The organism is Vibrio crassostreae (assembly GCF_041439375.1).
Taxonomy (GTDB): Bacteria; Pseudomonadota; Gammaproteobacteria; order Enterobacterales; family Vibrionaceae; genus Vibrio; species Vibrio crassostreae_D.
In genome coordinates this window covers 49,943-62,562 of sequence record NZ_JBGONY010000030.1, presented here as the reverse complement: position 1 = coordinate 62,562, position 12,620 = coordinate 49,943, and the positions used below count along the sequence as shown (strand labels likewise).

The 12,620-nt window shown below is 44.5% G+C and carries 14 protein-coding genes; 13 read left to right on the top strand and 1 reads right to left on the bottom strand.

The annotated features are described in order from the left end of the window. Positions 1-149: 149 nt before the first annotated feature. Entirely contained in the window at positions 150-953 is an 804-nt protein-coding gene (gene suhB / locus ACED45_RS13810) for an inositol-1-monophosphatase (RefSeq protein ID WP_017062836.1), read from the bottom strand. Positions 954-1,134: 181 nt separating this feature from the next. On the opposite strand from suhB, the gene trmJ reads away from it, so the two are divergent. The 13 genes from trmJ to rodZ all read left to right on the top strand — a co-directional run bounded on the left by trmJ (position 1,135) and on the right by rodZ (position 12,616). Then, positions 1,135-1,863: a tRNA (cytosine(32)/uridine(32)-2'-O)-methyltransferase TrmJ gene (gene trmJ, locus ACED45_RS13805; RefSeq protein ID WP_048658839.1), complete on the top strand. Its 729-nt coding sequence runs from the start codon at positions 1,135-1,137 to the stop codon at positions 1,861-1,863. Between the two features lie 116 nt (positions 1,864-1,979). Beyond that, a complete protein-coding gene (iscR, locus tag ACED45_RS13800; RefSeq protein WP_371714275.1) occupies positions 1,980-2,501 on the top strand; it encodes a Fe-S cluster assembly transcriptional regulator IscR in 522 nt (173 codons plus the stop codon). A 27-nt stretch (positions 2,502-2,528) separates the two neighbouring features. Then, positions 2,529-3,743 (top strand): IscS subfamily cysteine desulfurase, encoded by a 1,215-nt coding sequence (locus ACED45_RS13795; protein WP_017629866.1) that lies wholly within the window; start codon positions 2,529-2,531, stop codon positions 3,741-3,743. A 33-nt stretch (positions 3,744-3,776) separates the two neighbouring features. Further along, complete coding sequence (gene iscU, locus ACED45_RS13790; protein WP_004740340.1) at positions 3,777-4,154, top strand: Fe-S cluster assembly scaffold IscU; 378 nt, start codon at positions 3,777-3,779, stop codon at positions 4,152-4,154. 97 nt (positions 4,155-4,251) lie between these two features. Continuing rightward, a complete protein-coding gene (gene iscA / locus ACED45_RS13785) occupies positions 4,252-4,575 on the top strand; it encodes an iron-sulfur cluster assembly protein IscA (protein WP_010440519.1) in 324 nt (107 codons plus the stop codon). Positions 4,576-4,659: 84 nt separating this feature from the next. Continuing rightward, the gene (gene hscB / locus ACED45_RS13780; protein ID WP_019822106.1) at positions 4,660-5,175 is read left to right on the top strand and encodes a co-chaperone HscB; all 516 of its coding nucleotides are present in this window, start codon (positions 4,660-4,662) and stop codon (positions 5,173-5,175) included. Positions 5,176-5,197: 22 nt separating this feature from the next. Continuing rightward, positions 5,198-7,048, top strand: a complete 1,851-nt coding sequence (hscA, locus tag ACED45_RS13775; RefSeq protein WP_048658837.1) for a Fe-S protein assembly chaperone HscA — start codon at positions 5,198-5,200, stop codon at positions 7,046-7,048. Positions 7,049-7,068: 20 nt separating this feature from the next. After that, a complete protein-coding gene (gene fdx / locus ACED45_RS13770; RefSeq protein ID WP_017629863.1) occupies positions 7,069-7,407 on the top strand; it encodes an ISC system 2Fe-2S type ferredoxin in 339 nt (112 codons plus the stop codon). Between the two features lie 134 nt (positions 7,408-7,541). Next, entirely contained in the window at positions 7,542-7,742 is a 201-nt protein-coding gene (gene iscX, locus ACED45_RS13765) for a Fe-S cluster assembly protein IscX (protein ID WP_004740335.1), read from the top strand. Positions 7,743-7,948: 206 nt separating this feature from the next. Next, positions 7,949-9,244, top strand: a complete 1,296-nt coding sequence (pepB, locus tag ACED45_RS13760; RefSeq protein ID WP_371714274.1) for an aminopeptidase PepB — start codon at positions 7,949-7,951, stop codon at positions 9,242-9,244. A gap of 106 nt (positions 9,245-9,350) precedes the next feature. Then, positions 9,351-9,785, top strand: coding sequence for a nucleoside-diphosphate kinase (gene ndk / locus ACED45_RS13755; protein WP_008222758.1), 435 nt, complete (start codon positions 9,351-9,353; stop codon positions 9,783-9,785). A 291-nt stretch (positions 9,786-10,076) separates the two neighbouring features. Beyond that, complete coding sequence (locus tag ACED45_RS13750; RefSeq protein WP_017062516.1) at positions 10,077-11,219, top strand: bifunctional tRNA (adenosine(37)-C2)-methyltransferase TrmG/ribosomal RNA large subunit methyltransferase RlmN; 1,143 nt, start codon at positions 10,077-10,079, stop codon at positions 11,217-11,219. 440 nt (positions 11,220-11,659) lie between these two features. Beyond that, complete coding sequence (gene rodZ / locus ACED45_RS13745) at positions 11,660-12,616, top strand: cytoskeleton protein RodZ (protein WP_371714273.1); 957 nt, start codon at positions 11,660-11,662, stop codon at positions 12,614-12,616. Positions 12,617-12,620 lie beyond the last annotated feature (4 nt).

Here is a 12,620-nt window from a genome sequence, read left to right as displayed (position 1 = left end):
TCGTATTTCGTATTTCGTATTTCGTATTTCGTATTTCGTATTTCGTATTTCGTATCTCAAATCGCAGATACAAAAAAGCCTCGCTATCTAGCGAGGCTTTGGAGTTTTTATGCGCCCTTAAAACAGGGAGCTTTAACGTAAGGTCTGAATTATTTCAGCATACCTTCGTTAGCGTTCTCACGAACGTGCTTAAGAATAGACTTAACACCACGTGCGCTTGAAGCAACAACATTACCAGAAGTCATGTAATCAGTACCGCCAGCGAAGTCGGTCATGATAGCACCAGCTTCACGAGCGATTAGGTCACCAGCTGCTAGATCCCATGGCTTAAGGCCTAGTTCTAGGTAACCATCAACACGGCCAGCTGCTAGGTAACATAGGTCAAGAGCAGGAGAACCTGTACGACGGAAATCAGCACAGTCAATGAATAGACCAGAGATGATCTTCATGAAAGATTCAGAGTGTTGTTTTTGCTTGAATGGGAAACCAGTCGCTAGAACAGTACCTTGAAGGTCTTTTAGTTGAGTAACACGCATACGAGCGTTGTTAAGTTGAGCGCCAGCGCCACGTTGAGCTGTGAATAGCTCGTTTAGCATTGGGTCATAAACACAAGCAACTTCTGTACGACCGTTCATGCGAACAGCGATAGATACAGAGAAGTGAGGGAAACCTTTTACAAAGTTGTTGGTGCCATCTAGTGGGTCAACGATCCATTGTACGTCAGAGTCTTTACCTTCAGTCAGGCCTTTCTCTTCAGAAATAATGCTGTGCTCTGGGTAAGATGCTTTGATTGTCTCAATGATCATGTACTCAGCTTCTTGAGCAATGTTAGTAACGTAATCGTTGTTACCTTTTAGAGACGATTCGATCTTATCAGTTGTTTCTAGAGATTTAGCAATATGGTTGCCAGCTTTACGCGCAGCGCGTATCGCAATGTTTAGCATTGGATGCATATGGTTTTTCCCACAAGATGTTAAAGAACAATTTAAAGCGGCGGCGAGTATACCAAAGTTTTACCAAAAGGGAAGTGGTTATTTTTTGAACTCTTGGTTTCACATTGCGCGAAGGGTCTGACCATTTTACTTTGCTATGTGTTAATATCTCGCGATTATTTTTAAAGTGGTGTCATATAGCATGTTAGACAATGTAAAAGTCGTTCTGGTTGGTACGTCTCATTCGGGAAATATCGGATCAGCAGCTCGCGCAATGAAAGTGATGGGTTTGAGTCAATTAGTTCTTGTAGACCCTCAATGTGAAGTTGACGAGCAGACCTTAGCACTGGCTGCGGGTGCTGGTGACATCGCAGAAAACGCGACTATCGTTTCCACACTGGACGAAGCAGTAAAAGACTGTGGTTTAGTGGTTGGTTCGAGTGCACGTTCACGCACACTTGAATGGCCAATGCTTGAGCCTCGTGAGTGTGGACAAAAATTTGCAATTGAAGGTCAGAAGCACCCAGTAGCATTAGTATTCGGCCGTGAGCGTACGGGCTTGACTAACGATGAGCTTCAGAAGTGCCACTTCCATGTATGTATCCCAGCTAACCCTGAATACAGCTCGCTAAACCTAGCAATGGCGGTACAGACTCTGAGCTACGAAGTGCGTGTCGCCCACCTTGATATGGTCGCTAGCCAATATCAACCACAGCCACAAGATGAGTACCCTCGTCACGAAGAACTAGAAATGTTCTACGAGCACCTTGAAAAAGTGATCATTGATACCCAATTTATCTCTAAGGATAAGCCGGGGCAGGTGATGAATAAGCTGCGTCGTCTGTTTAGCCGAGCTCGTCCAGAGCTGCAAGAGATCAATACTCTACGTGGCATTTTGACTTCAATTGAGAAGAGCAAAAACGATAAATAAAGCCCACGTGAAAACTAAGGGTGAATACCTGACTAAAATAGTCAACTAAATACTTGACCAATTTAGTCGGGTATGGGAAGATTCCAACCACATAAACAATGTGGATACGGTGTGATATGAAACTTACATCTAAAGGAAGATATGCGGTAACAGCTATGCTCGATGTAGCACTGCATTCGCAAAAAAGCCCAGTTCCTCTGGCTGACATTTCAGAGCGACAAGGCATCTCGTTATCTTACTTAGAGCAACTTTTTTCTAAGTTACGTAAAGCTGGCTTAGTTGCTAGTGTTCGCGGCCCTGGTGGTGGTTACCGTTTAGGTGCTGAAGCGAGCGACATCGCTGTCGGAACTGTGATTGCAGCAGTAGACGAATCAGTGGATGCGACTAAGTGTCACGGTCGAGCAGATTGCCAGGGTGGTAGTCGTTGTTTAACTCACACTCTATGGCGTGATTTAAGCTCCCGAATCAGCAGCTTCTTAGACGACATTACGCTCGGTGAGCTAATGAAAGATAACGAAGTTTTAGAAATTTCTGATCGTCAAGATATCGATCTTGCGGTTAATAATGGTTTTACACATAAAAATACGAGCACTACAACGATTAGTGCAGCACCTCACGGTGTTAATGCCCGCTCTTAGCGGTCAGTTTTTACATTGGAGTAGAAAATGAAACTGCCTATTTACTTTGACTATTCAGCTACATGCCCAGTCGATCCACGAGTTGCTGAGAAAATGGTTCAGTGCATGACGATGGACGGTAACTTCGGTAACCCTGCATCTCGTTCACACCGTTACGGCTGGCAGGCAGAAGAAGCAGTAGATAATGCTCGTGAGCAAATTGCTGACCTATTAAATGCAGACCCACGTGAGATTGTTTTCACTTCAGGTGCTACAGAGTCAGACAACCTTGCTATTAAAGGTGCAGCGCACTTTTACGAGAAGAAAGGTAAGCACGTAATTACGTGCAAAACAGAACATAAAGCGGTTCTTGATCCATGTCGCCAACTAGAGCGTGAAGGTTTTGAGGTAACTTACCTTGAGCCAGAAGCAAACGGCATCATCGATCTAGACAAGCTACAAGCTGCAATGCGTGAAGACACTGTTCTAGTTTCTATCATGCACGTTAACAACGAGATTGGTGTAATCCAAGATATCTCTGCAATCGGCGAATTATGTCGTTCTCGTAAGATCATCTTCCACGTTGATGCGGCTCAGTCTGCGGGTAAAATCCCACTAGACGTACAAGAGATGAAAGTTGACCTAATCTCACTTTCAGCTCACAAAATGTATGGCCCTAAAGGTATCGGTGCACTTTACGTTCGTCGTAAGCCACGTATTCGTCTTGAAGCGCAAATGCACGGCGGCGGTCATGAGCGTGGTTTCCGTTCAGGTACGCTTGCTACTCACCAAATCGTGGGTATGGGCGAAGCTTGTGCTGTTGCTAAGCAAGACATGCAGAAAGATTACGATCACGCACTAGCACTTCGTGAGCGCCTATTGAAAGGTGTTCAAGATCTAGAAGCGGTAACGGTAAACGGTGACTTAGACCAACGTGTACCACACAACCTAAACGTGAGCTTTGCTTTCGTTGAAGGTGAGTCTTTGCTTATGTCTCTAAAAGACCTAGCAGTATCATCAGGTTCTGCATGTACATCAGCAAGCCTAGAGCCTTCATACGTTCTACGTGCTCTTGGCCTGAACGATGAACTGGCACACAGCTCAGTACGTTTCTCATTCGGCCGTTTCACAACGGAAGAAGAAATCGACTACGCGATTGCACAAATTCGTGTAGCGGTAAACAAATTACGCGACATGTCTCCTCTATGGGATATGTATAAAGAAGGGATTGATTTGAACACTGTTGAGTGGGCTCATCACTAATCTCACGGAAATAGAGGATTCGAGGTAACTATCATGGCATATAGCGAAAAAGTAATTGATCACTACGAAAACCCACGTAACGTAGGTTCGTTTGATAAAGAAGACCCAAGTGTTGGTAGCGGTATGGTTGGCGCACCAGCTTGTGGTGACGTAATGAAACTGCAAATCAAGGTAACGCCAGAAGGCATTATCGAAGATGCAAAATTCAAAACTTACGGTTGCGGCAGCGCAATCGCTTCTAGCTCACTAGTAACTGAGTGGGTTAAAGGCAAAAGTATTGATGAAGCGGCAGCTATCAAAAACTCTGAAATCGCAGAAGAGCTAGAGTTGCCACCAGTGAAAGTTCACTGTTCAATTCTTGCTGAAGATGCAATCAAAGCAGCTGTTGCGGATTACAAAAAGAAGCGTTAATCGTCTCATTAAGTAATCACAAAAAATAAGCAATATTTGGGAGCACCCTTTGTGCTCCCCCTGAGTTCTCAATTTATATAAAACACAAGGTTGTAGTATGGCCATCACCATGACAGATACGGCAGCAAGCCGAGTTCAAGCTTTCCTAGATAACCGAGGTAAAGGTATCGGGTTACGCTTAGCGGTAAAAACGACTGGCTGTTCGGGTATGGCGTATGTACTAGAATTCGTTGACGAGCTTAACGAAGAAGACGAAGTGTTCGAGCATTCAGGTGTTAAGGTCATTATTGATCCAAAGAGCCTAGTTTACCTAGACGGAACTGAGCTTGATTACGTAAAAGAAGGCCTAAACGAAGGTTTTGAATTCAACAACCCTAACGCGAAAGGCGAATGTGGTTGTGGTGAGAGCTTCAACGTATAAACGCTTCAATCGTTAAGCGTTTATAGTGAGCGAAGAATAAAATTAGGCTCTGATTGAAGAGCCTAAACTTAGGACCACCGTTACATGAATCATTTCGAATTATTTGGGCTACCACTTCAGTTTCAACTGGATGGTAGCCTTCTTTCTTCTCAGTTTAGAGATCTGCAACGCCAATTCCACCCTGATAAATTTGCCACTGCTTCTGAGCGTGATCGCCTGCTAGCCGTGCAAAAAGCTGCGCAAATCAATGATGCGTATCAGGTATTGAAGAATCCAATCAGCCGAGCTGAATACCTGTTAGTGCAACATGGTGAGGATATTCGTGGTGAACAGCAGACCCTGCAAGATCCTATGTTCCTAATGGAGCAAATGGAATTGCGTGAAGAGCTTGAAGATATCGCCGACAGTTCTGAACCTGAAGATGCTTTGTTTGCATTTGAAGGAAAGGTTAGCAAAATGTATAAACAACAATTAAGCGCTATCCAACAAGAACTCGACAGTGAGGCTTGGCTAGAAGCTGCAGACCGAGTAAGAAAGCTTAAGTTTATTGCAAAATTAAAGAATGAAATCGAGTTAGTTGAAGATCGTCTGATCGGCTAGTTCGTATAACAAGGACACATCCATGGCACTACTTCAGATTGCAGAACCAGGGCAAAGCGCCGCTCCTCACCAGCACAAGCTTGCTGTGGGTATTGATTTAGGTACAACAAACTCATTGGTTGCGGCAGTGCGCAGTGGTGAGGCGAGCACACTGATTGATCAACAGGGTCGCAGTATTCTTCCTTCCGTTGTTCACTATACGTCAGAGTCATACACGACTGGTGATGAAGCTCGTGCAAATGCACAGACTGATCCTAAAAATACCATTATCTCAGTTAAGCGACTAATCGGTCGCTCACTGTCAGATATTCAACAGCGATACCCATCTCTGCCATATCAATTTGAAGAAAGTGATAATGGTTTGCCTGTGATTCGCACAGAGCAAGGTAACAAAAACCCAATTCAAGTATCTGCAGACATTCTGCGAGCGCTAGGTCAACGTGCTGAGTCAACACTTGGTGGCGAGTTATCTGGTGCTGTTATTACCGTTCCTGCTTACTTTGATGATGCACAGCGTGCGGGTACGAAAGACGCGGCGCAACTTGCTGGTCTTCACGTGTTACGTCTTCTTAATGAGCCGACTGCCGCTGCGATTGCTTACGGTTTGGATTCAGGTAAAGAAGGGGTAATTGCTGTTTATGACTTAGGTGGTGGTACGTTTGATATCTCTATCCTACGCCTATCTAAAGGTGTCTTCGAAGTTCTAGCTACGGGCGGTGACTCTGCATTAGGCGGCGACGACTTTGACCATTTAGTTGCGGATCATTTCCAAGAGCAAATGGGCTTATCGGAGCTAACTGCAGAGCAGAACCGTATTCTTCTAGACGCCGCAACAGAAGCTAAGATTGGCTTATCTGAAGCTGAAAGCGTTGAGGTTGAAGTACTAGGTTGGTCTGGTTCATTAACTCGTGAAGAGTTTGAAGAGATCATCAAACCGCTCGTTAAGAAAACACTGCTTTCATGCCGTCGTGCACTAAAAGATGCGGAAGTTGATGCAGATGAAGTTCTAGAAGTCGTGATGGTCGGCGGTTCAACTCGCACATTACTTGTACGTGAAATGGTCGGTGACTTCTTTGGTCGTACGCCACTAACCAGCATTAACCCTGATGAAGTGGTTGCAATTGGCGCATCGATTCAAGCGGATATCTTAGTCGGTAATAAGCCTGACTCTGAGATGCTGCTTCTGGACGTTATCCCTCTGTCTCTTGGCATCGAAACCATGGGCGGCTTGGTCGAAAAGATCATCCCTCGAAACACCACGATCCCAGTGGCTCGCGCACAAGAATTTACCACGTTCAAAGACGGTCAAACTGCTATGACAGTGCACACCGTACAAGGTGAACGCGAAATGGTTGATGACTGTCGTTCACTGGCTCGATTTGCTTTGAAAGGCATCCCGCCGATGACTGCAGGTGCTGCTCATATTCGTGTGACTTACCAAGTGGATGCTGATGGCCTGCTATCGGTTACCGCAATGGAGAAGAGCACAGGCGTTCAAGCTGAAATCCAAGTTAAGCCCTCTTACGGTCTAAGCGATAACGAAGTGGCTAGCATGCTGAAAGATTCGATGACTTTTGCAAAAGAAGACATGCAAGCGCGTGCTCTTGCTGAGCAACGCGTAGAAGCGGATCGCGTTATTGAAGGCCTAATTGCTGCAATGCAAGCCGATGGCGATGAGTTACTTGATGAGCAAGGCAAACAACAACTTGTTCAAGCGATTGAAGCACTGATTGAAGTGCGCAATGGCGATAATGCCGATGCGATTGAACTAGAAATTAAGAATACCGACAAAGCGAGCCAAGACTTTGCTTCTCGTCGTATGGATAAATCAATTCGTGCTGCACTGTCAGGTCAGTCAGTCGATAATATTTAATAGTTAGAGAATAGATAAACATGCCAAAGATTATTGTTTTACCTCACGAAGATCTATGTCCAGAAGGCGCTGTTTTAGAAGCAAAAACTGGTGAGACGGTTCTTGATGTTGCATTGAAGGCCGGTATTGGTATTGAACACGCATGTGAAAAATCGTGTGCATGTACGACATGTCACGTTGTGATTCGTGAAGGTTTTGATTCTTTAGAAGAGAGTGATGACCTAGAAGACGACATGCTAGATAAAGCATGGGGCTTAGAGATGGAATCTCGCCTGGGTTGCCAAGCAAAAGTGGCGAATGAAGATCTTGTAGTAGAGATTCCAAAGTACACATTGAACCTGGCTTCTGAAGACCACTAAGAACCTGTTCTCAGTCATGGCTAATACAGTGATGACAGAGAGAGCTATTGCTTAGACAAACATACTAAGAAAACTGGCCTAGAATATAGATCATAAAGGTGACAGAGCGTCGCTGATAAATATAAGGAAGTGTTATGAGCTTGAAGTGGATTGATTCGCGAGATATCGCAATTGAGCTATGTGATTTGTACCCTGATACTGATCCTAAAACGGTACGTTTTACCGATCTGCATCAATGGGTGCTAGACCTTGAAGAGTTCGACGACGAGCCTAACCACTCGAATGAGAAAATCTTAGAGGCTATTATTTTGTGCTGGATGGATGAGATGGATTAATCCTATTATCTGATGATTTGGTCGCGGGTTGGTATCAGTCCAATATAAAACGCAGCCAAGTTAACAATTCTTACTAAAAAAAGCGGACCTTATGGTCCGTTTTTTTATCAAAATGACATTTTCCTCCTACATAATGCTAACATCAGTGCGCTAATAAAAAATAATCAGAATCACACACTCAAAGTGGTTCATGACAAGGAGAAATCATGTCTACACAGATGTCAGTATTTTTAAGTCAAGAAGCTGCCCAGCCTCAGTGGGGAGCAAGAGCTATTTTATCGTTCTCAGAAGCGGGAGCGACAATTCACATTGGTGAAGGCCACGATCTAGGCGCGGTTCAGCGTGCTGGTCGTACGCTTGACGGACAAGGTATCGCATTAGTTTCACTTCGTGGTGAAGGTTGGGATCTAGAAAGCGTTTGGGCTTTCTACCAAGGCTACCGTGGACCAAAGAAAAAGAATGCATTGGAATGGGATGCACTTTCAGAAGCCGATCAAGCTGAGCTAGAAGCTCGCATCCGTGCTACTGATTGGACGCGTGACATTATCAATAAAACGGCTGAAGAAGTGGCTCCTCGTCAATTAGCGACGATGGCAGCTGAATACATCAAATCAGTGGCGCCAGCAGGCACAGTAAAAGCAAAAATCGTTAAAGACAAAGATCTCCTAACTGAAGGTTGGGAAGGCATTTATGCGGTAGGTCGTGGCTCTGAGCGCACCTCTGCAATGCTGCAACTGGACTTCAACCCAACCGGTGATGAAAACGCACCAGTGTTTGCTTGTCTAGTGGGTAAAGGTATTACCTTTGACTCAGGCGGTTACAGCATCAAGCCAGGGCAATTCATGACAGCGATGAAGGCTGACATGGGCGGCGCAGCTACCATCACTGGTGGTTTGGGTCTTGCGATTGAACGTGGTCTGAACAAGCGTATCAAGCTTATCCTATGTTGTGCTGAGAACATGATCTCTGGCCGTGCATTGAAGCTTGGCGACATCATTACTTACAAAAATGGTAAGACAGTTGAGATCATGAACACCGATGCGGAAGGCCGCTTGGTGCTTGCTGATGGCCTGATGTACGCAAGTGCACAAAACCCTGAGCTTATCATCGACTGTGCAACGCTAACTGGTGCAGCTAAAAATGCACTGGGTAACGACTACCACGCACTATTAAGCTTCGACGATGAGCTTTCTCATCAAGCGCTAACGGCGGCAAACCAAGAGAAAGAAGGCCTATGGCCATTGCCTCTTGCTGATTTCCACCGTGGCATGTTGCCTTCAAACTTTGCTGATCTTTCAAACATCAGCACGGGCGATTACACGCCGGGTGCAAGTACAGCCGCTGCGTTCCTTTCTTACTTTGTAGACGACTACAAAAAAGGTTGGATTCACATGGATTGCGCGGGTACCTACCGTAAATCAGCAAGTGATAAGTGGGCGGCAGGCGCAACGGGTATGGGTGTTCGTACACTGGCTCGTCTTCTTGTTGACCAAGCAAAATAATAATAAGAGTGAGCGGTATTTTGTGCCGCTCATTCATAAAGCTAAGATTGAAAGATCTCAGTAATTTCAGTATTTAATAACAAAAAAATGAAGTGAAGGAATCCCTATGGCTCTAGAAAGAACGTTCTCAATTGTTAAGCCGGATGCAGTTAAGCGTAACCTTGTTGGTGAAATTTACCACCGAATCGAAAAAGCAGGTCTTGAAATTATCGCTGCTAAGATGGTTCGTCTGACTGAAGAGCAAGCGAGCGGCTTCTACGCGGAACATGAAGGCAAAGAATTTTTTGGTCCACTAAAAGAGTTCATGACTTCTGGTCCTATCATGGTTCAAGTACTTGAAGGCGAAAACGCAATCGCTCGTTACCGTGAACTAATGGGTAAAACTAACCCAGAAGAAGCAGCATGCGGCACTATCCGCGCTGACTACGCAATCAGCATGCGTTACAACTCAGTACACGGCAGCGACAGCCCTGAGTCTGCAGCTCGTGAAATCGAGTTCTTCTTCCCTGAATCTGAAATTTGCCCACGTCCAGCTCAATAATCGACACAGCAAATGATTCAAAAGGCTTCACTTCGGTGAGGCCTTTTTTGTAAGTGGACTTTGCGTTCTCGATAATCAATTTAGTCGTCATTCCTGAAAGCGACGAAGGAGCGTAATCGGGAATATTTTGTTTAAATTGGGTAATCTCAGGCCGACAAACACAATTGTTCAAATTTTAATCGCTTAAGTTTGAATGTCTTAATAAACTCAGGGTTTTACAGTGCTTGTTGAAGTTGCGTAAAGCCTGTACAATTCGCGCCCTTAATTATTGTTCCGTCATTGAGAGGCATCATGACCACAGCTAAAGTCAATCTACTCGATTTTGATCGTAAAGGTCTTCGTAAATTTTTCACAGAAGAACTGAATGAGAAAGCGTTTCGAGCAGAGCAAGTGATGAAGTGGATTTATCACTTCGGTGTCGATGACTTCGAACAAATGAACAACATCAACAAAAAGTTACGTGAGAAACTGCAACGTCGCTGTGAGATTGTTGCACCTGTTGTTTCTGAAGCTCAACATTCTTCAGATGGCACAATCAAATGGGCGATGAGCGTTGGCGACCAAGACGTTGAAACGGTATACATCCCAGATGGTGACCGTGCGACGCTGTGTGTATCTTCACAGGTTGGTTGTGCACTTGAATGTAAGTTCTGTTCTACAGCTCAACAAGGCTTTAACCGTAACCTAAAAGTTTCAGAGATTGTTGGCCAAATCTGGCGTGCATCTCGCGAAATCGGCCTAGAAAAAGAAACCGGTCGTCGTCCAATTACTAACGTTGTAATGATGGGTATGGGCGAGCCTCTATTGAACATGAAGAACCTAATGCCATCATTAGAAATCATGCTTGATGATCTAGGTTTCGCACTGTCTAAGCGTCGTGTAACCGTATCAACTTCTGGTGTTGTATCTGGCCTTGACCAAATGACAGACAACATCGATGTAGCATTGGCTATCTCTCTGCATGCGCCAAACGATGCACTACGCAGCCAAATCATGCCGATCAACGATCGTTGGGATATCCAAGACTTCCTAGCATCTGTTCGTCGTTACATTGCCTCTTCAAATGCTAACCGCGGTAAAGTAACGGTTGAGTACGTGTTATTGGATCATGTGAATGATGATATGGACCACGCACGTGAACTTGCAGAGCTAATGAAAGAGACGCCTTGTAAGATTAACTTGATTCCATTCAACCCTTACCCGGGTTCGCCTTATAAGAAGCCAAGCAACTCTCGAATTGATCGCTTCCAAAAAACGCTGATGGAATACAACTACACAGTAACGGTTCGTAAAACGCGTGGTGATGATATTGATGCCGCGTGTGGCCAATTAGTCGGTGATGTTATTGACAGAACCAAGCGTACTAAAATGCTTAAAGCAGCCTCTGAAGCGAACTTGATTGCCGGTGGTGTGATTGAAGTAAAAGCGGTATAAAACGCGATTAGAACCTAAACAAGCCAGAAGTCTTACTTCTGGCTTGTTGCTTTTCTGGGGGACAGTTTTTGATTTTTTGGACTTCTTGCCCACGCTTTCTTACATTTTTCGTCAAATTTTGGACAAAACCATGAGCTGACGGTAAATTTTGTTTAAAGTGTTTTTGCCTTGTAATGGCATTAGCTTATGATTAACTAATCTTAAATTAATTTAAGTGCTCGCTTGCTACTGATCGCCAATATGTCTATTTAGGTTGGCTACTTGATAAACTAGCTTCCTGAGAAGGTCATCCATAACAAATGAATGATGTTCGCCTTTAAGGGTTGATGATTTAGATAGCAGGAAAAATTCCACATAACGTGGGTTGTTAGATTGAGCTTAAACGACAATAAAAAAACGCTCTCCTCAACTTGCGATAATACTTTAGAAGTTCACTCTCTATGAACACAGAACAAGATACACAAACGCAAGAACCGATCGCTCCAGCTTTGGAAGCGGGAACGCTGCTTAAGAACAAACGAGAATCTCTTGGTTTAACGCAAAAGCAGATTTCTGATCGCTTAAAACTTCGCGTTACGCTGATTCAGCAAATTGAAGAAAACCAATTCGAGTCAGATCAAGTGGCGACGTTTATGCGTGGCTACATTCGTTCATACGCGAAATACGTCAATCTTGACGAAAAAGTCGTATTGAGTGCGCTGCATCATGCTGGTGATGCTCAGCATCAAGAGCAAGAAATGCTGAGCTTTTCTCGTAAGACCAAAACCGAGAAGCACAACAGCCGTATTATGATACTTACTTGGAGCATTTTTGCGGTAATTGCGGGTATCTCTTCACTGTGGTGGTGGCAGAACCAACAGCAAGACACCCTATCTCAATCTTTAGCGAATACTGCAAGTTCAGAAGAGCTAGCGGTAGAAGAATCACTTGCCCCTGAATTCACCTCTTTAGAAGTGATTGAAGCTGAACAAAACGAAGCAGGTGCTGCTGTTGCTGAAAGTACAGATGACCTTGTTGCTATAAGCGATACGGAAGATACTTCAGATGCAGTTACTCTAGCTGACGAAACTACGGCACAACAAGCAACAGAGACAGAACCCGCTACTGAAGTTGCTGCTAAGGCAGAAGCTGTAGAAGCAAGTGCTACTCCTGAAGTTGTGGCTAACGAGCTAGTGATGCAGTTCTCTGCTGATTGCTGGATCCAAGTAAAAGATGCAACCGGTAAAACCCTGTCGACTGGCATCAAAAAAGCAGGTCAGTCATTAAATCTATCAGGAACTGCGCCATATAAAGTGATTCTAGGTGCGCCAGAGGGCGTATCAATGACATTTGCAAGTGAACCTGTCGACCTTTCTGGGTATACTTCAGGCAAAGTAGCTAGAATAACCTTACCTTAGAGTT